Here is a 21,005-nt window from a genome sequence, read left to right on the forward strand (position 1 = left end):
GGCTGGTCGGTGCAACCCGGGTGGCGGTCCGCAGAGCGCGGGCTGCGGTCTTATGCCCGTTTCTCGCGGGCGGCGGAGGTGTGCGGTGCAGTCCGAAGTGGTCCGCTACCAGGTCGACGACAAGACGGTAGCGATGGTCGAGATCGATCCGCCGGTTGGTTTTCAGCCGGCCGGGGTCGGCGACGTCGTTGGCTGGGTACGGGAGTCCGCCGCACCTGCCATCGCCGCCGCCAGCGTGTTGTTGGACCAGGTCAAGGCGGTCTCTCCGGATGCCGTCGAGGTGAAGTTCGGCATCAAGGCGACCGGCACGACCAACTGGGTGGTCGCCAAGGCGGCGGCTGAAGGGAATTTCGAAGTCACCCTCGGCTGGTATCCGGGTGGGCCGCCGGACGCCAGCACCACGATGCGGCGCTGACCGGGACGGAGCGGCTGGTGACCGCAGGACCCGACGACTGCTCCTGGCTGGTTGCCCTGCACCGTGGGCAGCACCAGGACACCCCCGTCGGTACCGGCGTCGTTGTGGAGAGCAACCTGGTGCTGACCTGCCACCATGTCGCGTTCGGCAACGACGGGCAGCTGTACGACGACCTCTGGATCTCGTTCCCACTGGCCGAGAAGGTCACCTGGTTCGACCGCCGCCGGATCGGCGGCTGCCCGCACGACGGAATGCGGGATGCCAAGGTCGACCTGGTCATGCTTGAACTCGTGGAGCCGGTGCCGGCCTCGGTGACCCCGGCCCGACTTCGTTGTCTGCCCGCCAAGCCGCTGGCGGGAAGCGCTTACTGGACGTACGGGTTCCCGACGCACGTGGTCGGCGGCTGCCATGCCGAAGGTAGTGTCGGCCAGCCTGGTGGGTGGGGCCGCGTCATGATCCACACCTCGCCGGCCACCCAGCTGAGCAAGGGATTCAGTGGCGGTCCGGTCTGGTCATCCGAGTACCAGGCGGTGGTCGGCGTCGTTGTCACCGCCGACGCTCAGGGCGGCGGCCAAGCCGTGACCCTGCACTACGCCGACCAGCAACTACCGGACATGAAGCTGGCGACTCTGTCCGCTTGGCGGGCCGCCGACGCGGACGACGCCGCCCTTGCCGCCTGGGGATGGGCCCTGGCCACCGACGGCGAGGCAGGCCGGCACTGGCTGCCCAGGGCACGCGGGGTCGCGGTCGACACCGAAGGCGGCGCGCGGTTCCGCGGCCGGGCCGCCGCCCTGCGTCGCGTCGTCGACTGGATCGACAGCGTCGAACCGATCAGCCGGCCGCTGATCGTCACCGGGTCGCCGGGGGTCGGCAAGTCAGCCGTGCTCGGGCGGATCGTCACCACCGCCGACCAGCAGATCAGCGGGGAACTGTCCGACACGGACATGGCCGTCCGAGCTCCGGTCGGTGCGGTTTCCTGCGCAGTGCACGTCAAGGGCAAGACTGCCCTCGAAGTCGCCGCCGAGATCGCCCGTGCCGTCGCCGTCGAGCTGCCCGGCGTACCGGCTGATCTGATGCCTGCGGTGCGCGACCAGCTGAACCACCGACGGACCCGATTCACCCTGGTCCTCGACGCGCTCGACGAGGCGACCGACCCGGCGCAGGCGCGCATGGTGATCGACGACATCCTGATGCCGCTGGCCCGTGACTGTGGCCCTCGGGGCCTGCGGATCGTGATCGGCACCCGGCGCTCAGACGATCACGGTGACCTGATCAGCCGCTTCGGCGGTAACGCGGAACTCGTCGACCTGGACGCGCCGGAGTACTTCGCCGAATCCGACCTGGCCGACTACGCCCAGGCGACGCTGCAACTGATCGGTGCCGAACGACCAGGCAACCCGTACGCCGATCCGACCGTCGCCGCGCCGCTCGCCCGCCGTATCGCCGCCCTCGCCAAGGGAAACTTCCTGGTCGCCGGCCTGATCGCCCGCGCTCACGCGCTGCGCGACAACACCGCGATCGACCCGGACGAGGTGTCGTTCACCGCTACCGTGGCGCACGCCCTGGACACCTACCTGGCCGGGCTGCCGACCGCCGGCCGGACATCGGCCCGGCTGGCGTTGACCGCCCTGGCGTACGCCGAGACGCCAGGACTGCCGCTGCCGTTGTGGCAGGCCGCGATCGAAGCCCTCGGCGGGGCGGTCACCGAACCGGAACTCGCCGACTTCGCGCGAACCTCGGCGGCGAACTTCCTCGTCGAGACCGGCGGCGGCGCTCAGCCCGTGTACCGGCTGTTCCACCAGGCGCTCAACGACGCGCTGCTGGCCGATCGGGACGCGCAGGCGGCGCGGCGTGACGACCACGCCCGGCTGCTCGCGAGCTGGACCGCCGCCGCGCGAGCCACCGGATGGGCCACGGCTCCCGACTACCTGCTGCGGTCGCTACCGCAGCACGCGTCCCGCGCCGGCGCCGTCGACGACCTACTCACCGACAACGACTATCTGCTGCATGCCCACCTGGACCGGTTACTCACGGTGGCGGACGCGGCCCAGACGCCGCTCGCGGTTGCCCGCGCCCGGCTCCTGCAACGGACCCCGCTGGCGGTGGCAGCCGCGCCGGCTGAGCGGGCCGCGTTGTTCTCCGTCGTCGACCGGCTCGACGGCCTGGACAACGGGATCACGGCGGCGGCCGCCCCGTACCGGGGAGGCTGGGCGCACACCCCGCCCCGGCAGGAACGCAGCATCCTCGACGGACACTCCGAGGCCGTCTACGACGTGGCGGCGATCGTCATCGACGGGCGTCGGCTGCTCGCCTCGGCCGGCGACGACGGCACTGTGCGACTCTGGGATCCGCTGACCAACCAGGCCGAGCAGACGTTCACCGGCCACGACGACACGATTCATGGTGTCTGCGCGGTGCGCCTCGCCACCGGTGAGGTGCTGCTCGCCACGGCCAGCCACGACGGCACCATCGGACTGTGGGACCCGCGTTCCGGGCACCGCCGGCACGAGCTGCGTGGCCACGGCGACTGGGTACGCAACATCTGCGCGATCCCAATGCCCGACGGTGACCTGCTCGCCTCCGCCGGTGACGACCGGACGGTGCGGTTGTGGGATCCGGAGACGGGCAGACCAGGCCATGTGCTGACCGGGCACACCGGCTGGGTGACGGCGGTGACCCACGTGCCCGTCGGGGACCGACAGTTGCTCGCCTCCACCGGCTACGACGGCACGGTGCGGCTGTGGGACCCGGCGACCGGTGGGGAGCCGACCGGAGTCCTCACCGGTCACCTCGGCTGGGTCAACACTCTGTACGCGGTGCGTACCCCCGGCCGTACCCTGCTCGCCTCGGCGGGCTATGACGGCACGGTGCGAATCTGGGATCCCGTGACCAGGGCGTGCGTCCAGGTCCTGCGAACCGGAGGTCCGCTGACCGATCTGTGCACAGTCGATGTCAGCGACGGATGCCTGCTGGTCTCGACCGGTGAGGACGGACTGATCCGAATGTGGGAGGTGCCGACCGGCGCCCCGCAGCAGACCTGGATCCCTCGGCCGAGTTTGCGCGGGCATGCCAGCTGGATCCGGGCGGTCTGCGAGCTGCCGACGGCGAAGAACCGGATGCTCGCCACCGCCGGCGACGACGGCACCGTTCGGCTGTGGGACCCGGGCGGCGGACCGCCTGGGGCGGTCGCCGAGCGCGACCGGATCGGGGCGGTGACCGCAGTGTGCCCGGTGCCGGGCGCCGAGGGCCGGCTGGTCGCATCCGCCGGATTGGACGGGCAGGTACGGATCTGGGATGCGGTCACCGGTGCCCAACTGCGCGAGTTCCGGGCGTCGGACGGCCCGGTCAATGCGCTATGTGTCGTACCCGACGAGGAGGAACCGCGCATCCTGACCGCTGGCGATGATCGAGCCGTCAAGCTGTGGGACGCGCGGGACGGGACACTACAGGGGGAGATGAACGGCCACTACGAGCGCGTCGCCGCCGTCTGCCCGGTGCAGCACGACGCGGAGCTGTTGGTGGCCTCTGCCGGCGACGACCAGACTGTCCGGCTGTGGCGTCCGTACTCGGGCGACGTGCGCGGGGTGTTGCTCGGGCACGTGACCCTGGCCTGGGTGACGACGCTGGCCACGGTCGCCGGGCCGGCCGGCGAGCTGCTCGCCTCCGCAGACAAGAGCGGCACCATCATGCTCTGGGACACCGACGGCACGCAGCTCTGGTCGCAGCAGGGGCACCAGGACGCGGTGAACGCACTCTGCGGGCTCGTGGTCGCCGGCCGTCCGGCGCTGGCATCGGCCAGCGCGGACCACACCATCCGGTTGTGGGACGCCGAGCTGGGTCAGCCGATTCACTGGCTGACCGGGCACACGGGGCCGGTGACCGGGCTGAGTCTGGTCCGGGTGGGTGGGCGTGACCTGCTCGCCTCGACCAGCCACGACCGCACCGTCCGGGTCTGGGACCCACCGACCGCTCGCGCGGTACGCACGATCCCCGTGCTCCATCCAGCGCTGGCCTGCTGCACCGTCGACGACACGCTACTGATCGGGCTGGACCAGGGCCTGCTGGCGCTCACAATCACGAGTTGAGTGCATCGAGTGTCAACGACATTTGAAATTTCAAATGTCGTTGACATCAGCTACCTCGCGAGTTCGTTTAGGGTGCGTACGCCTCACTTCGCTGATACTGGGGCCGCTGTGTCAGCATGGATGCAGCCGATGATCGCTCCCGTTCACCGCTGCTGAGGTCATCATGCGACGTCGATACAGCGAGTACCGCCCTACCTCGCGGTGGAGGGCTCGCCGACGTGCATCACGTCCGGTCCGTCGGGTCCAGTTGAATGCGGTGGGCTGGTCGGCGGTCGCGCTGTCCGGTCTGACTTGCGCCGGCGTGGGGTATGCGGCTGGCAGACTGGCCGGCCTTCCGGGCTGGGCCGGCGTCGTGTTCGGCGGCACGGCAGCCGTGCTGATCACCCTGATCGCACTTGGTCGGCAGCGTTCTGGCCGAGAGTGAGCAGACGGTCGCGGTGGGGCGGCCTACTTATGCTGCGGGCGGATGAGGACGTCGTAGGTGGGGGAGTTCTCCCAGTTGGGGCGAAGCTGGGCGACGGTGCGCCAGCCCCAGGAGGCGTACGCGGCCTGCGCCGGGGCGTTCTTCGGGTCGGCGAGCAGGGTGGCTCTGGACTCTTTCCGGTTGCCGAGCAACGCGTCGTGCAGCGCGCGGGCGATGCCCTGTCGCCGCCAGGACTCGCGGACCATGATCTCGCTGATCGCGAAGGTGCGCTGTCCGTCCTCATCGGTGAAGCCGTCCGGTACGGGCGTGAGTAGCCCGGCCCACCAGCGGTCCGACGACAACGGGAAGCCGTAGGCGTAGCCGACGAGTTCGTTGCCGACCGTGCCGGTGACGAGCTTCCAGCCGGGCAGCGTCATGTGCCCGTTGATTTGCCTGCGGTAGCGGTCCTCGCCGTGGAACGCGTCGGCCGGCTCGTCGTATATCTCGATGTAGACGGCGACCAGGTCTTCAAGGATTGCCTTCGCCTGGTCAGCGTCGTAGACGTCGAGCTTGAGACCGTCGACCGCCATCAAGTCGCCTTCCTTCGCGTCCAGTCTCTAGTGGGCTAGGCCGCGAGAACTGCCAGTGGGTGGCTGTTAGTCCGCTGCCCCATGATCTCGCCGATGGTCGTGCTCTCCGAGATTCCCAGATCGACGAGAGAACGCGCGTCTTCGTCGAGTTCTTCGCTGTTGGTGAAGTGGAAGGTCCAGATGAAATTGTCTGCCACGCTGCAGACAATTACTGCAGCGTCCCCGGAGGGGTGGAGTTGCGCCGCCAGCTCGCCGAGCGTGTCGGAAGCGACCGCGCTGATGAAAATAACTTCGCCCGTTCGGGTGCGGGGCGAGCCAAGGAGGTCGTATCGCTGCAGCTCATCCGTCAGTGCTGCCCGGAGACGGTTGGCAGTCGCCGCACGGTCCTTGCGAGAAGGATCCTGAGCCACTCGAATGACGTAGTCGGCATCGGTTGAGTCGTAGATCTCCTCAACGTGGATCCGGAGGTGCGCAGGCAAATCGACTCCGGCAAAGCGGAGGATTTCGGGTAGATCCTCGCGAAGTTGTAGAAAGCTGTCGCGACCGCCCGCCAGCCCGGGAATCTGAGGGCTGTAGATGACCCAGTCTTCCTCGTCGGTCTGTGGAGAAACCACAATCAGGTCGAGAACGGTCTCAGGCATCCTTCAACACCTCCCTCGCCTCGTCCAGTGACAGCCCTGCCTGCTGGGTCGGCCGTCAGGCGACCTTGGCGGCGTCGTACGCCTCGATGAAGTCACGAGCTGCCGGCACGTGTGGAGCCGTCCGCCCGAGGTCGGCACGCAGGGACGCCAGGCGCTTCCGCGTGCGCCGAGACTTGAGCGACGCGACAGCAGGCAGAACGTTGAGCGCGATCACGCCGGATCCCGCATGGTCGCCCTGCTGGTACAGGGCCGTAGCCATGTTGAGCTTTCCCAGATACTCGTTCCGCTTGAAGACCGGATCGGGGCGTTCGAGTCGGCCGATGAAGCTGGCTGCGGCTCGGTCGGGGCGGTCGAGCGCCAGATGCGACAGACCTTCGGTTGCGTTGACCTCGTGGATGGTGACGAACCCGATGTAGTCCGGATCGTCGTCGTGTAGACCACGGTCGAATTGGATCTTGGCGTTCACCAACTCCCGGCCGAAGCTTGAGGCGTCTTTGCCCTTGGCGTGGGCGAGGCTGGATCGGAGATGCAGCAGCGTCTTCAAACGAGGGGTGGCCCACGGCGCTGCAATCCGCTGAGCTGCCTCGGCGTACCGCAGGGCTTCGCGTGGATTCGTATCGCGCACCAGCATCGAGAGTTGCTGGAGCGCTTGCACTTCAAGGCGCGGGTCGTCGCGGAGCCGGGCACGGATGACGGCTTCGTTCAGGTAGTGACGGGACTCTTGGTGGCGCTCGGCGTCGAGAGCAAGCCAGCCCACCTGCGATTCCAAGTCCCCAAGGCAGTCTTGCAGAGCCTCGCTGACCTGATGGTTATAGCTGGCTTCGCGCTCCCAGCGGGCCAGGCGGCGGTACATGGCGAGGGCAATGTCGCACAGGCTGTCGCCGCCTACAACAGCGTCAGCTCGCTCGAAGGCCATGATCGTCTCGGAGACCTGCCGCATGTGCTCCATGCCGAGGTGCTGCGGCACCTGCGGCGATGTGATCCAGTCGCGCAGTGGTGTGGCGATGCCGAGCCCAGCGAGAGCGGTGTTGATCGCGAACGCGCGGCGGTCCACAAGATCACCTCCATCGGGATCCCCGAATGCCACGGTACCGCCGGATTCGGTGCTGTCCAGAGCGAGATCCGTCGGTTCGTCAGCGAGCAGCGCATCGAGCTGATCAATTGGCAGGTCAAGGGCCTCGGCGAGTCGCGCGCGTACCGCTGGGTGTGGATCTGTCTCCCCGCGCTCCCATCGGGCGACGGTGGTGCGGTCGATGTACAGGTGTGCGGCGAGCCCTTCCTGAGTGAAACCGGCAGCCTTGCGGTGCTGGATGAACCGGTGTCGCCGTGTCGTCGTCACCTGGACGCCCTCCCGTCGCGTCGGAACAATGTCCACGGTGCACGTAGTACACACAGAAGAACAAGATCAATGCAACGGGCTGCTAGCGCTGTGGATTACGTGGAAGTTCCACGGCTCGAAACCGAGGAAAGCGTGATAGTGCAGCTCGGTGCGGGTGTCGCTACAAACGTGCATCACGAGCTCGGCACAGCGCAAACATTCAGGTGGTGCGCGCTGGGATTCCGCGTGGTGGCATAGCGTGATGGCCGGTTGGTTGGTGGCCGCCGGCTGATGTTGACCTGGGTGGGGTGGGGGTCAGGTGGGTGCGGGTAGGTTCGGCATCCAGGGTCGTCCGAGGATGGCGTCGCGCAGGACGGCCATTTTGTCGAGGCCGTTCTTCGCCGCGCTGGAGACGTAGCCGAGGATCTTGTACCGATCCTTGGTGCGTTGCTCGCTGGTGAGCCGCCCGGAGATCTTCTGCTGGATCTTCGCCGGTCGCAGGTCCCGTTCGGCCTGGTTCGACGTCGGCGGCACCAACAGGTCGTCAACGAAGCGCAGCACGTCGGCACGTCGGTCCCGGAAGACTTCCAACAGCAGGCGGGCTTTACGCTCACCCGGCCGGTTGCCGATGGTGCTGGTGTCGGACAGTCCGACCAGCACGCCGTGGTGCAGCCGGTACAGCAACTCGGCCTTCACTGTGGGGTCGATGCCCGGCCGGTTCTGCTCACGGGCCGTGTTCGTCTCGTGGATCAGCGCGCGCAGCGCGTCGGAGATCTGCTTCGGCCAGACCGCGTCGGGGTACACCTCGGCCGCACCGTCAAGATCACGTAACAGGTGAGCGCAACACAGTTGGTGGACCAGCGTGCCCAACTCGGCCGAGTCGTAGTTCCGGTACCGGTCGTGCACGACCACCGAGCCGGTCAGGTCCTTGACCACGAACGCCGTGAACGTGGCCAGGTCCCGGTCACCGACCTGGTAGTGAGTCCACAACTCGGTACACGCCACGAGCAGGTACTTCTCGGCCTTCTTCCGGCCCGGCCTCGGTTTCTTTGGCCCGACCCGCAGCGGCGTCTCGTCACAGCACACCGCGTACGCCAGGGTGATCAACATGCGGATCCGTTTGTCGACCTCGCTGGTCAGCGCCGCGACCCGGGTCAGCACGCCGTGCACGAACCCCGGCGACGGTGTCGCACCGGTCAGCGACCGAAGCATCTGTACACACCGCTGCACCGGGATGAAATGCACGACCATCAGATAGACCGCCCACGCCTGCAGGTTCGGGCCGTACCCCACCGGACCGGCCCCCGCGCCTTCCGGCCGGGCCGCGGTGTGCAGCTTCCCGCACCCACACCGCACCGCATGCTGGTCGTACTGGGTCAGCGTCGCGGTCATCAACGGAACCTCGACCTGCTGATACCGGTCCACCACACCCAGATCCCGCGCGTCCACCAACTCCGCGCCGCACCCGCAACTACCCTCGGGGAACCGGTCCCGCCGCTGATCAGGAGCATCCGACCAGGCCAGGTTCGACCCCGGCGCACCCCGCTGCCTACCCCGCGTACCCGCCGGGGTGTCCCGCTTCTTCCTCGCCGCAGGTGGCGTACGCCCCGGATCATCATCCTTCGACGGCGGAGACGACGAGTTCGACGAGTTCCGCGACAACAGATGCTCGACCCGCGCCAGCCGCACCGCGAGCGCCTCGTACGCCGCCGTCAACTCCGCGATCTGCGCGTCCTGCTCAGCAATCCGAGCGTCCTGCGTCCGTGCCAGCGAGATCAACTCTTCACGAGACAGATCCTCCGACACCGACACGCCAAGATCAAACCACAACGGACAGAACGGCGTCGAGCCGGTCGAACCCCGTCACTCAACCCGCGCTGACCGTCACTCTTCGCGCACCACCTGAATGTTTACGGCACAGCGTGCACCAAGCATGCGCTGTTCTCCGGCCGTGTGCGCGCGGCATCGTGGTGGCACGGCCCGGGGCGGGTGCCCGGCAACGCGGCTCCCAGGTCTGCAAACTCGGTTGGCGTGATCCCGCCCGCCCCGGCGCCTCTCCACGATTCTCTCCCCCAAGGAGGCACAACGTGTTCAGGCGCAACGCGGCGACCGTACGGCACCGGCTGGCAGCCGTGACCGGCGGCGACTACCGGAGCAACAGCGGGCACAACGGCGTACGGCGATCGCGGCTGACCGGGCCGGCGGTGCGCGCCATGCGGTTCCTGCCGCGCCGCTGGCGCGGCGGCCTCGACCCCGACGAGGTCCACGACTACCTGGAACGGGTCGCCGACGAGGTCGACGAGCTACGCCGTGAGCTGCGGATGGCCTGGACCGAAGCCGACCGGGTGCGCAACGCGCTGCGCGCATGGCAGACCGAGCAGTTCGAGGCCCGGTTCGACCCGCAGCGGCAGGCCAACGGCCAGCACCACCACTACGCGGGTGCGCGGTGAGCGGCGGGCCGGCCGCCGGGGAGGCGGTGCCGGTCCGCGAGGACCTCGTCGCCGTCTACCGGGACGTGCTGGCCGCCCACACCGACTCGCCGACGCTCAAGGTCTGCGTGTCCTGCCTGCGGAGCCGCTGCGACGACTGGCGCTGGGCGTACGAGCGGCTTGCCGCCGCCGGCCGGCTCCCCGACGGAGTCACCGACAACGGACCCGCACTTCCTTTCGATGAGGAGGAGTAGGCCCATGAGCTTGTACGACGGCGCGACGTACCCCGGCATCCTGCTGCGCGACGGCCCGACCGGGCAGCGGGCCGCGCTGGCCGGCGGCCCCGACGTGTGGGAGGTCATCGCCGCGCGACACGCGCTCAAGGCCGAAACCCCCGAGCTGGACGGCGACGAACTGGTCACCGAGATGATGGCGAGCACCGGGCTGAGCCGGCACAGCGTCGACGTCGCGCTGCGCTACTACGCCGACCACCGGACCGAGATCGACGGATGGATCGCCGCCGACGAGGCAGCCGCCGAGCAGGGCGAACTGCTGTGGCGAGCCGAACAGGCCCGACGAACCGTCAGGTGAGTCGGCCGGTCTCAACCGGCAGCGCCGTCGCCGTTCATCGGCTCCAGATAGTCACGCAGCATCTGCCACCTGCCTCGTCGTCGGCCGAGCCGGTGTGCGGGCGGCGAGATTAGGTACTTAGCACCTGTCTGTCCGTAGATTACCGATATGCCCATGCTGGCAGCTTGACTGCTAGCTCCTCGCCTGGGGCTACACGCTCACATGATCAGGTGCAGACTTCGCAACGCGGTCGCCGTACCAGCCTAGGACCAGTATCGTTGAGAGGTAAGGTGCTAGGTGTTGCCGGGTACTTTGGTACCAAGGTACTGTAGGTCACAGGAAGGGGGCCTCATGGCTGCAACGTCCGCTCCCATCAAGGTTGACGTCGGTACTGACCAGCTCATCTCTCACGCCGCCCACTTTCTGGGCATGGCCAAGAAAGACATCGTCGATGCTGCTGTGCGCGAGTACATCGAGGCACATCGTAGCGAGATCAACGAGGGCGTTCGCGCTGCTCTTAGCCACCTTGACGGTTCGTCCAGGTCCGCTGTCTCACTCCTTACCGGGGTGCCTGCTGATCGGCTTGACGAGTACGGTGGCATGCCTGACGGGCGCTGAGCCCGTCTGGATTTTGGGTGGGTTTGGGCTCTAAACTCATCGAATGAGCGGTGAGGCCAAGCCCGTCCGACCAACGCGCGTCTGTATGACGAATCTTGATCTTCGAGTTCCACCTATCACCGAATCGCTCAGTGAGCATGATCATGATCTGATAGTAGAGGCTCAGCGCTTACCGGAAGCACATGCTGCTGGAGGTGTTGAAAGGGTCGTTACCCTGAAGGACCGCGTGTGGTTCAAAGTCAAGACGGGTCGTTGGCGCGGTGTTGCCACTCGCTTGTTGGAAGCAGACCACGCAGATGCGGGACCACAGGTTCGCGCTGCTCCATGGTGGATGGGAGCCGCCGGATTTAGACGCGAGGGCGATCCGGCCGACTTCTATGAAGCCCTTGCGGGAGCTGTTAAGCGCGAGGGTGGATCATCCGAAAAGTGGCTACCTGCAGAGTAAACATTCAGGTGGTGCGCGAAGAGTGACGGTCAGCGCGGGTTGAGTGACGGGGTTCGACCGGCTCGACGCCGTTCTGTCCGTTGTGGTTTGATCTTGGCGTGTCGGTGTCGGAGGATCTGTCTCGTGAAGAGTTGATCTCGCTGGCACGGACGCAGGACGCTCGGATTGCTGAGCAGGACGCGCAGATCGCGGAGTTGACGGCGGCGTACGAGGCGCTCGCGGTGCGGCTGGCGCGGGTCGAGCATCTGTTGTCGCGGAACTCGTCGAACTCGTCGTCTCCGCCGTCGAAGGATGATGATCCGGGGCGTACGCCACCTGCGGCGAGGAAGAAGCGGGACACCCCGGCGGGTACGCGGGGTAGGCAGCGGGGTGCGCCGGGGTCGAACCTGGCCTGGTCGGATGCTCCTGATCAGCGGCGGGACCGGTTCCCCGAGGGTAGTTGCGGGTGCGGCGCGGAGTTGGTGGACGCGCGGGATCTGGGTGTGGTGGACCGGTATCAGCAGGTCGAGGTTCCGTTGATGACCGCGACGCTGACCCAGTACGACCAGCATGCGGTGCGGTGTGGGTGCGGGAAGCTGCACACCGCGGCCCGGCCGGAAGGCGCGGGGGCCGGTCCGGTGGGGTACGGCCCGAACCTGCAGGCGTGGGCGGTCTATCTGATGGTCGTGCATTTCATCCCGGTGCAGCGGTGTGTACAGATGCTTCGGTCGCTGACCGGTGCGACACCGTCGCCGGGGTTCGTGCACGGCGTGCTGACCCGGGTCGCGGCGCTGACCAGCGAGGTCGACAAACGGATCCGCATGTTGATCACCCTGGCGTACGCGGTGTGCTGTGACGAGACGCCGCTGCGGGTCGGGCCAAAGAAACCGAGGCCGGGCCGGAAGAAGGCCGAGAAGTACCTGCTCGTGGCGTGTACCGAGTTGTGGACTCACTACCAGGTCGGTGACCGGGACCTGGCCACGTTCACGGCGTTCGTGGTCAAGGACCTGACCGGCTCGGTGGTCGTGCACGACCGGTACCGGAACTACGACTCGGCCGAGTTGGGCACGCTGGTCCACCAACTGTGTTGCGCTCACCTGTTACGTGATCTTGACGGTGCGGCCGAGGTGTACCCCGACGCGGTCTGGCCGAAGCAGATCTCCGACGCGCTGCGCGCGCTGATCCACGAGACGAACACGGCCCGTGAGCAGAACCGGCCGGGCATCGACCCCACAGTGAAGGCCGAGTTGCTGTACCGGCTGCACCACGGCGTGCTGGTCGGACTGTCCGACACCAGCACCATCGGCAACCGGCCGGGTGAGCGTAAAGCCCGCCTGCTGTTGGAAGTCTTCCGGGACCGACGTGCCGACGTGCTGCGCTTCGTTGACGACCTGTTGGTGCCGCCGACGTCGAACCAGGCCGAACGGGACCTGCGACCGGCGAAGATCCAGCAGAAGATCTCCGGGCGGCTCACCAGCGAGCAACGCACCAAGGATCGGTACAAGATCCTCGGCTACGTCTCCAGCGCGGCGAAGAACGGCCTCGACAAAATGGCCGTCCTGCGCGACGCCATCCTCGGACGACCCTGGATGCCGAACCTACCCGCACCCACCTGACCCCCACCCCACCCAGGTCAACATCAGCCGGCGGCCACCAACCAACCGGCCATCACGCTATGCCACCACGCGGAATCCCAGCGCGCACCACCTGAATGTTTGCCCTGCAGACTGGGACTGGAAACGCCTCGAACTAGAACATGCCGCAGCATGGGAGGTGGAAATACGTAGGATCGTATGTGACCTAATTGCTCGATCTCTCCGGAGTGGCCACGTTTATCAGGCAGAGTTCCACAACTACAGCGTGAGGGCCTGGGCCAGGGCTAACGATGGCGAGACCTACCTGGTTATAGGTGCTGAAAACGTCGCCGATCCGAAGGTGTTCGCGGTAATCATAAACGCGATTCCTGATGTTGATCTCAGCAGCTGGATGCCAGAGCCAAACGGTGTGGTTGGGTTGAATCCTGGTCCCGGTGAAATAATCTGGTCAACCATTTTGCCACCAGCTGTCGCTGCACGGCTCCTCGACGGATATCCCGGAGACTGAGCTGCGGCGCTAAACGGCTCCATCAGCTGCGCCACCGCCCGGACACCGGTCGCCTACGGGCGGTAGATGCCATGGGCGAGCCGGTCAAGCTCTCCGGCACGAGCCATGCTGGCCAGCCTGACTGCGGTGATCCCGAGATGCGCGGCCTGTGCTGTGCTGATCATGCCCCACTGGTCGCTGGCGACGCCGGCCAGAGCTGTCTAATTTATCCGGTTTTGCAGTAGCTGAGCTAATATTGCAGCCCTCGCGGTGGCTGTGCCGCCATGTTCACGCCTGAGCTAACCTCGATGTTACTAACATCGGTGTTACTAACATGGGAGTTAGCGTGGCGAGCTTCGTCGGGCGTACCCGGGAACTAGGCACCCTCGCTGCCGAGCTGGACCGCATCGCCTCGGCCCGGGACGACCGGCCCGGTCGCTGCCTGCTCATCCGAGGGCGGCGGCGGGTCGGCAAGTCCCGCCTGGTCGAGCGGTTCGTCGACGACGCGCAGGTGCCGTACCTCTACTTCACCGCCGCCGGTGCCGGCACCGCCACCGAACTGCGGCAGTTGATCGCCGACGCGGCCGAATCCACCCTGCCCGGCCGGGACCTGATCGCCGCCGCCAACCCGTCGGACTGGGATGCCGCGTTCCGGCTGCTGGCAGCGGCACTGCCCGACGACACCCCCAGCGTCGTCGTCCTCGACGAAGTGCCCTATCTGATGAATCCCGAGCAGCAGTTCGAAGGCATCCTGCAGCGGGCCTGGGACCGGCTGCTGTCCCGCAAGCCGGTGCTGCTCGTCCTCATCGGCTCGGACCTGGCGATGATGGAGGCGCTCAACGACTACCGTCGGCCGTTCCACCAGCGCGGCCGCGAGATGGTGCTCGGCCCGCTCAGCCCGGCCGACCTCGCCACCATGCTCGACCTGCCACCCGCCGACGCGATCGACGCCGCCCTGATCACCGGTGGGCTGCCGCTGGTCGCCGCTGAATGGCCGCCCGGCGCCAGCGTCTGGGACTTCCTCGGCGTGGCGCTGGCCGACCCGACATCGGCGCTGCTGGTCTCCGCGGAACGGTCACTCGCCGCCGAGTTCCCCGCCCAGCTCCAGGCCCGTGAGGTGCTGACCGCGATCGGCTCCGGCGAGCGGACGTTCACCAACATCGCCCGTACGGCCGGCGAAATGTCCGCTACGTCGCTGCACCGATCCCTGGAAACCCTGCAGGCCAAGCGGCTCGTCACCGGTGAACTACCGCTGTCCACCCGCCCGTCGAAGGACCGCCGCTACCGGATCGTCGACCCGTACCTGCGCTTCTGGCTGCGGTTTCTCGCCCCCGCGATGCCGGAGATCGAACGCGGCCGGGGTGACCTGACCCTGGCCCGCATCCGCACGAGCTTCCCGAGCTGGCGGGGCCGGGCCGTCGAGCCGCTGATCCGCGACGCGCTCGCCCGGCTGCTGCCCGACGACTCGCTGCCGGCGGCACCCGCCATCGGGGCGTACTGGACCAGATCCAACGACGTCGAGATAGACATCGTCGCTGCCGATCGGGCACCGGCCGCCCGCGAGCTGTACTTCGTCGGCTCGATCAAATGGCACGACCAGGCACCCTTCGACGGGCACGACCTGTCCGCGCTGTTCCGGCACCGGGCAGCGCTGACCGACGAGCCGGTGCCGACCGTCGCCGTTTCCCGCAGCGGCGCGTCCTGCCGTGGACTCGACGTGCTCTACCGGCCGGCCGACCTACTCACCGCCTGGCAGCGGGTTGACGACTGATCAGCCGCCAGCGGTGGCGACGAGGCGCTGACGGTAGGCGCGGAGCTTGTCGCCGTCGTGGGTATGCCAGCACGGCCCGAGCTCCCAGCCGAGCCGTTCGTAGAAGCCGGTCGCTCCGGCCGGCCCGACCGGGGTGACCAGCTCGGCCTCCACCGCCCCGGCACGCCGGGCATCCTCGACGAACCGGCGGACGAGTTCCGCCCCGATTCCGCTGCCCCGCCACTGCGGTCGCACCGCCAACGCGATCATCACCGCCACCTGCGGATTGTCGGCCGGACCGTCCGACGGGGGTGGCTGGCCAGACCGGCGCTGCGCGATCTGACGCGCCCAGGGAACGGCCCGGGAGGGTAGCTGACGCGCCAATGTGGGGCGGCGGGCCATTGCCCCCGCCCCGGCCGCCGCGAGGGACGCCAGTGTCCGCCGATCGGCGAACAGTGCCGCCATGTGGGCGGCCTGGTCGGTGGTGCCCAGCAGGAATCCGACAACGTCGTCGCCGGGTGTCGTCGGGTCGGTGACCACGTAGCCGACGCCGTGCCGGGAGTCGAGGTAGGTGCGGTGCCAGCGACGGACGAAGCCTGCCCCGAGCGACGGGAACAGTCCGACCGGCAGGAACTCCACATGCGTACGGGCCGTCGTTGCCAGATCGGCGTACCCGGCCGGCCGCACGAGAACTCCGTTGTAGTCCGACCCTGTCATCGGGGCGCGGGATCGAGTCGCAGTGTTGGCGCTGCCCACCATGACCGACGAGTACCCGCCGGCAAGGGTGGTCATACCGGGGCGGGAACGGTTCGCGGCCGACGAGGTCAGGCCCGCAGGTCGAGGACCAGGGCGCGATGGTCGGAGACTTCCGGCTGACGCACGATTTCGAGTCGTTCGACGGCGGCGACGTCGGAGACCAGCAGGTAGCTCGCGTGCCGGCCCGGCTTCGGATAATGCGACGTACGGGTGTCCGCCGTGCCGACCAGGTCGGTCAGTCCGATACCACCCAGTATGTCGAACGTCGCACTGTCGGGCAGCAGGTTGAAGTCCCCGCACACCACCACCAGATCATCCGGGTCGCGTACCCGCTGGACCAGCTTGGCCAGCCGTACTGCCTGGGCCTGGCGCGCCGGGGTGTCCGTCTTGCCTGCCGGGTCGCGCAGACCGTGCACCTGCACCACCCACACCCGCCGACCGGCGGTACGGCCGATTGCGCCGACGGCGAGCGCCACCCGTGGACGATCGGCGACGGTCCACTCGGCGTGCTCGACGAAGGTTCCGTGCACAAAGGCCGAGTCGACACCGACGACAGGCAGCCGCTCGGCGGCCATCGTCGCCAGGCCGAAGTCCTGCCGATGGCGGGCACCCGTCCCGTCGGTCACCGGCCCGGAGTCACTGGTGAGGAAGAACGCCTGATGCCGGGGCAGTACGGCGCGGACGTCGTCGAACAGGTTCGCGCGCTGCGGCAGGGCGCGGTCGCCGTCGTCGAAACGGGTCCACCCGGTCAGGCCCGGAGTCCGGGTCACCTCCTGCAGGCAGACCACGTCTGCCGCGCAGCCGGCCAGCCAGGGCAGCAGCTCATCGGCCAGCGCCCCACCCCAGGCGTTCACACTCACGATCCGCAGCACGACACCCCTCCGGGGTGTGGAACAGTAGCAAGGCTTTGAACCCTTGCAACTCTTGCAGCGGCGGGGCCTCCTGATCGGATGCGCGTCTCCTGACGAGCGTCGGCGTGTCGAGTCGATGAAGCGCTGCGGATCATCGGTCGAGATCGCCGGGATGCGGTTCGTCTCGGGGGGCGCGTCGGACGTCGACGGGGTGGTGCCGTATCCGGGCGGGGTGGAGTTGCTGGCCGGCGCGCTCCGGCCGATGCTGGCCGTGCTGCGCCGCGGGTCAGCCGGCAGCCACCCTTGTCGATCTTGTCGCGACAACAGGGCCGATGCCGGGTTTGCGGCTGACATCGCCTACTTAACGGCAAAGATGACAACGAGTCGTTGTTACGCCCGGGTAGGGCGGTAATAATTCGGCCTGTGGGCATAGCTTCATTTGCGGGCCGATTATCCTCAAGTTCGGATTGAACGAGCCGCTGGTTGCTCCTGGGCTAACTTGAAGTATTGACATGCTTGCGCTCTGGTTGGGGCGCTGTTAGCCTTCTGTCCGTGGCCCGGTCAGGGGCCGGTAGGTCGATTTATTTCACCTGAGTTACGCCCGCCAAGACAGTCTCAATCAACCACCCCTTGGGACGTTCATGTCGACGATGTGGCCGAAGTGATGACCGCTGCCTCAACCGCTGATTCAACGCCGACTGATGGAAACCGTAAGAGGGATTTCCGGCTGTACTGGATAGCCGGAGCCGTCGATCAGCTCGGGTCGCAGACCTCCGGAATCGTCTTTCCGCTGGTCACCCTCGCGATAACCGGTTCACCGGCCGCCGCCGGTCTGGTGGGCGCGCTGGCCCTGGCCGGTCGACTCGTCGCCGCGCCGGCGGCCGGCGTACTGGCCGACCGGTTGCCCCGCAAGCGGATGATGGTGGCGTCACTGCTGCTGGCCGCCGCCACGATGGCGGTGCTTTTCGTTTCGGTCGCCAGCGGTACGGCGACCCTGGTGGTGCTCGCTGCCGCCGCCTTCGTCGAAGGGCTCGCCCAGAGCGGCTACGAGGCGGCCGGCGCGGGCTCGATCCGCCGGGTGCTGCCGGCCGACGACAAGAAGGCGCTGTCCCGGCTGGAAGCGCGCAATCACGCCGTACAGATCGTCGGTCCGGTTTTCGGTGGCGCGCTCTACCAGATAGGCCGGTGGGTGCCATTCCTGGTGGACGCTGTGTCATATGTGGTGTCCGCTTTTCTGGTCGGTGCGATCCGCACCGATCTCACCCCGGACCGTGTCGAACGCACGTCGTTCCTCACCGATCTGCGGGACGGCCTGCGCTTCGTGTGGCGGCAGCCGTTCCTGCGTTTCGTGACCATCTGGGCTGCCGGGATCAATTTCACCTTCGGTGCGCTCATCTACTACGCCATTCTGACCGCTGGGCAGCAGGGCGCGGCCGCGTCGTCGATCGGTCTGGTGCTGACCGTGGCCAGTGTCGGCGGGTTGACCGGCGCGTTGCTGGCGCCCGCCGTGTTCAGCCGGGTCCGGCCGATGACCGTCATCGTCGTCGCCTCCTGGGCGATGGTCGCCCTGGTCGCGGCCATGTCGCAGGCCCGGCAGACCTGGACGTACGGCCTGCTCTTCGGCCTGGTCTTCCTGCTCAGCCCACTGCTCGGGGTGATCTTCCAGTCACGGGTCATCGCATTGACGCCGGACGAGCTGCAGGGCCGGGTCGGCACCGTGATGGGCACCGCCGGCGAGGTGCTGCAGACCCCGGCTCCGCTGCTCGCCGGCCTGCTCGTCGCCTGGTACAGCCCGACCGCCGTCGCGTTGATCTTCGCCGCCGCCCTGGCCGGGCTGGCCGTCTACACCACCGTCAACCTGCGCCAACTGCGCGCCGGGGCGGAAGACCCACCAGACGACGTGACGCCGGCCGAATCCGACGCGACAGCGACGGGGTCCGAGGCCACAGCGACGGGGTCCGAGGCGACGCCGGCGGTCCCTGAGACGACGTCGACCGAACCCGTGGCAGAGGAGGCACGTCGATGAGCCGTGAATACCGACTGTTCTACCCGGCGCTGCCGGTGGTCGCCGAGCACGCGCCGCACCGGGTCGTCTACGTCGGCGACGCCGACGGCCGATGCCAGATCCTGGCTTGGGACCGCCGGACCGACACGGTCACCCAGCTGACCGACCGGGCGACCGGAACGATCCGGGCCGCGTTGGACCCGGACGGCGAGACGGTGTGGTGGTTCGACGACGACCTCGCCGGGGTGGGTGTCTGGCGTACCCGCGACTTCCCGAACAGCGCCCCTGACCAGGTCACCTCGCCGGTCTCGGCTCCGGCGCTGCCCGGGGTGACGCCGGCGCGGCACGCCGGGATCGCGATGGCCGACGACGGAACCGCCCTGGTCGGGCTCGCCGACGACGACGGCCTGACCCTGCACCGGCGCGACCCGCACGGACGGATCACCGAGGTCACCCGGACCGCCGGGTACGCGTACCTGGTCGACCTGGACCCGACCGGTGAGCTGGCGGCGGTCGGCACCGACCCGGCCGCCGCGGACGCCGTGACCGTGGTCGGCCGCGACGGGGCCACGGTCGGGGTGGTGTCCGGCCAGCCGGATCGGCGGGTCTGGGCGCTCGGCTTCGCCCCCGGCGGCGGTCAACCCCGGCTGCTGCTCGTGCTGGAGCAGGACGACCGGTACTTCCCGGCGACCTGGACCCGGACCGACGGGCTACGGCCGCACAGCTGGTGCTGGTTCGACACCGAGATCACCGCGAGCTGGTACCCGGACGGCCGGCGGATCCTGATCCGTCAGGATCGGCACGCCCATACGATCCTGCACGAGGCCGACCTGACGGTGCGGGCCAGTGCGGTGCTGCCGACTCCGCCGGGCAGTGTGCTGGACGCGGCGGTCTGGCCGGACGGCGACGTCGTCTACATCTGGACCGACTCGCTGACCCCGCCGCAGCTACGGTCGGGCCGTGACGTCCGGCTGCCGGACAGTGGCGCCGGTCCGGACCCGGCGGCGTCCGCCACGGTCGACGACTACCAGCGGCAGGAGCTGTGGGTGCCGGGGCCGGGCGGGCCGATCCACGTGCTGCTGACCACACCGAACGACGACCGGCGTACCCGTCCCGCCGTTATCCTGGTCCACGGCGGACCGTCGCAGCACGCGCGGGACGCGTACGACCCGCTGGTGGAGATCCTGGCCAGCACCGGCTGCGCGGTGGTGCGTGCCAACTACCGGGGGTCCAGCGGCTACGGCTCCGCCTGGCGTAACGACTTCAGCTCCGGCGTCGGGCTGACCCAGGTCGCCGATCTGGCGGCGGTCCGCGGGCATCTGGTGACCGAGGGGTTGATCGAGGCGGGACGGGTCGCCCTGTGGGGCACCTCGTGGGGTGGCTATCTGACCCTGCTCGCCCTCGGTGTGCAGCCACGGCTGTGGCGTCTCGGGGTGGCGATCAGCCCGATCGCCGACTACGCCGCCGCGTTCCATGCGGCGTCCCCGGCGGTCCAAGCGCTCGACGTGATGCTGTTCGGCGGCACCCCGGAGCAGGTTCCCGAGGCGTACGCCCGGTCGTCGCCGGCCAGCTACGTCGACCAGGTCACCGCGCCGGTGCTGCTCGCCGTCTCCAGCGACGACGTGCGTTGCCCGCCGGCTCCGGTGGAGCGGTACGCCGGCCTGCTGGCCGCCCGCCGCGTTCCGCATCAGCTGGTCCGCCGCCGGGCCGGGCACGACGACTTCGACGCCCGCAGCCATCTGTCGCTGATGCAGACCGTGCTGCTGTTCATGCAGCGGCACTTCGACGGCGTGCAGGAGGAGGGTACGGCGGTCGCGCTCGCCATGGCGCGGCCAGTGGCCTGACCCTGTTCCCCGCACGTTGGCAGGTTCGGTCCGATCGGGAGAGGAGGTGAACGGCATGCGGAAGAACGTTGTCGAGAACGACCCGATCAACGGCAACCGCGACCAGCTTCGCAGCGCGAACGTCACGGTCACGGTCTCGGTCAAGATCAAGTTCTGATCCGGGTCGTACGGGGTGGAGGCGGGCGGGTCGCGCCCTGGCCGGCATCGCCTGACCGCCTCCATCC

General features: G+C 68.2%; 16 protein-coding genes. 10 read left to right on the plus strand and 6 right to left on the minus strand.

What is annotated here, in order from left to right:
- Window positions 1-85 precede the first annotated feature (85 nt).
- A complete protein-coding gene (locus O7553_RS26965; RefSeq protein ID WP_281552367.1) occupies window positions 86-415 on the plus strand; it encodes a CU044_2847 family protein in 330 nt (109 codons plus the stop codon).
- Window positions 416-432: 17 nt separating this feature from the next.
- Complete coding sequence (locus O7553_RS26970) at window positions 433-4,500, plus strand: trypsin-like peptidase domain-containing protein (protein WP_281552368.1); 4,068 nt, start codon at window positions 433-435, stop codon at window positions 4,498-4,500.
- A 447-nt stretch (window positions 4,501-4,947) separates the two neighbouring features.
- On the opposite strand, the gene O7553_RS26975 is transcribed toward O7553_RS26970, so the two are convergent.
- From O7553_RS26975 to O7553_RS26990, 4 genes are all read right to left on the minus strand, one after another.
- Complete coding sequence (locus O7553_RS26975; protein WP_281552369.1) at window positions 4,948-5,493, minus strand: GNAT family N-acetyltransferase; 546 nt, start codon at window positions 5,491-5,493, stop codon at window positions 4,948-4,950.
- A 35-nt stretch (window positions 5,494-5,528) separates the two neighbouring features.
- Entirely contained in the window at window positions 5,529-6,134 is a 606-nt protein-coding gene (locus O7553_RS26980; RefSeq protein ID WP_281552370.1) for a hypothetical protein, read from the minus strand.
- A gap of 55 nt (window positions 6,135-6,189) precedes the next feature.
- The gene (locus O7553_RS26985) at window positions 6,190-7,473 is read right to left on the minus strand and encodes a helix-turn-helix transcriptional regulator (RefSeq protein WP_281552371.1); all 1,284 of its coding nucleotides are present in this window, start codon (window positions 7,471-7,473) and stop codon (window positions 6,190-6,192) included.
- Window positions 7,474-7,767: 294 nt separating this feature from the next.
- Complete coding sequence (locus O7553_RS26990) at window positions 7,768-9,264, minus strand: IS66 family transposase (RefSeq protein ID WP_281550504.1); 1,497 nt, start codon at window positions 9,262-9,264, stop codon at window positions 7,768-7,770.
- A gap of 275 nt (window positions 9,265-9,539) precedes the next feature.
- Between O7553_RS26990 and O7553_RS26995 the strand changes: the two genes are divergently transcribed.
- From O7553_RS26995 to O7553_RS27020, 6 genes are all read left to right on the plus strand, one after another.
- Complete coding sequence (locus O7553_RS26995; protein ID WP_281552372.1) at window positions 9,540-9,902, plus strand: DivIVA domain-containing protein; 363 nt, start codon at window positions 9,540-9,542, stop codon at window positions 9,900-9,902.
- Window positions 9,899-10,135, plus strand: a complete 237-nt coding sequence (locus O7553_RS27000) for a hypothetical protein (RefSeq protein WP_281552373.1) — start codon at window positions 9,899-9,901, stop codon at window positions 10,133-10,135. The genes O7553_RS26995 and O7553_RS27000 overlap by 4 nt, the downstream gene beginning before the upstream one ends.
- Window positions 10,136-10,139: 4 nt before the next feature.
- On the plus strand, window positions 10,140-10,472 hold the full coding sequence (locus tag O7553_RS27005) for a hypothetical protein (RefSeq protein WP_281552374.1): 333 nt from the start codon (window positions 10,140-10,142) through the stop codon (window positions 10,470-10,472).
- Window positions 10,473-10,802: 330 nt separating this feature from the next.
- On the plus strand, window positions 10,803-11,069 hold the full coding sequence (locus O7553_RS27010) for a hypothetical protein (RefSeq protein ID WP_281552375.1): 267 nt from the start codon (window positions 10,803-10,805) through the stop codon (window positions 11,067-11,069).
- Between the two features lie 543 nt (window positions 11,070-11,612).
- Window positions 11,613-13,109 (plus strand): IS66 family transposase, encoded by a 1,497-nt coding sequence (locus O7553_RS27015; RefSeq protein ID WP_281550504.1) that lies wholly within the window; start codon window positions 11,613-11,615, stop codon window positions 13,107-13,109.
- Window positions 13,110-13,921: 812 nt separating this feature from the next.
- Entirely contained in the window at window positions 13,922-15,346 is a 1,425-nt protein-coding gene (locus O7553_RS27020) for an ATP-binding protein (RefSeq protein ID WP_281552376.1), read from the plus strand.
- On the opposite strand, the gene O7553_RS27025 is transcribed toward O7553_RS27020, so the two are convergent.
- Together O7553_RS27025 and O7553_RS27030 are read right to left on the minus strand one after the other, a co-directional pair.
- The gene (locus O7553_RS27025) at window positions 15,347-16,042 is read right to left on the minus strand and encodes a GNAT family N-acetyltransferase (RefSeq protein WP_281552377.1); all 696 of its coding nucleotides are present in this window, start codon (window positions 16,040-16,042) and stop codon (window positions 15,347-15,349) included.
- A 107-nt stretch (window positions 16,043-16,149) separates the two neighbouring features.
- On the minus strand, window positions 16,150-16,953 hold the full coding sequence (locus tag O7553_RS27030) for an endonuclease/exonuclease/phosphatase family protein (RefSeq protein ID WP_281552378.1): 804 nt from the start codon (window positions 16,951-16,953) through the stop codon (window positions 16,150-16,152).
- A 643-nt stretch (window positions 16,954-17,596) separates the two neighbouring features.
- Between O7553_RS27030 and O7553_RS27035 the strand changes: the two genes are divergently transcribed.
- Together O7553_RS27035 and O7553_RS27040 are read left to right on the plus strand one after the other, a co-directional pair.
- Complete coding sequence (locus tag O7553_RS27035) at window positions 17,597-18,958, plus strand: MFS transporter (protein ID WP_281552379.1); 1,362 nt, start codon at window positions 17,597-17,599, stop codon at window positions 18,956-18,958.
- Window positions 18,955-20,781: a prolyl oligopeptidase family serine peptidase gene (locus O7553_RS27040; protein WP_281552380.1), complete on the plus strand. Its 1,827-nt coding sequence runs from the start codon at window positions 18,955-18,957 to the stop codon at window positions 20,779-20,781. Before O7553_RS27035 ends, O7553_RS27040 begins: the two co-directional genes overlap by 4 nt.
- Window positions 20,782-21,005 lie beyond the last annotated feature (224 nt).

Source organism: Solwaraspora sp. WMMA2059 (genome assembly GCF_027497315.1).
Taxonomy (GTDB): domain Bacteria; phylum Actinomycetota; class Actinomycetes; order Mycobacteriales; family Micromonosporaceae; genus Micromonospora_E.

What these genes read in the sequence shown, in the direction of transcription:
- O7553_RS26975 (WP_281552369.1), bottom strand. Translation starts at nt 5,493, where the DNA reads ATGGCGGTCGACGGTCTCAAGCTCGACGTCTACGACGCTGACCAGGCG.
- O7553_RS26980 (WP_281552370.1), bottom strand. Translation starts at nt 6,134, where the DNA reads ATGCCTGAGACCGTTCTCGACCTGATTGTGGTTTCTCCACAGACCGAC.
- O7553_RS27005 (WP_281552374.1), top strand. Translation starts at nt 10,140, where the DNA reads ATGAGCTTGTACGACGGCGCGACGTACCCCGGCATCCTGCTGCGCGAC.
- O7553_RS27010 (WP_281552375.1), top strand. Translation starts at nt 10,803, where the DNA reads ATGGCTGCAACGTCCGCTCCCATCAAGGTTGACGTCGGTACTGACCAG.
- O7553_RS27025 (WP_281552377.1), bottom strand. Translation starts at nt 16,042, where the DNA reads ATGACAGGGTCGGACTACAACGGAGTTCTCGTGCGGCCGGCCGGGTAC.
- O7553_RS27035 (WP_281552379.1), top strand. Translation starts at nt 17,597, where the DNA reads ATGACCGCTGCCTCAACCGCTGATTCAACGCCGACTGATGGAAACCGT.
- O7553_RS27040 (WP_281552380.1), top strand. Translation starts at nt 18,955, where the DNA reads ATGAGCCGTGAATACCGACTGTTCTACCCGGCGCTGCCGGTGGTCGCC.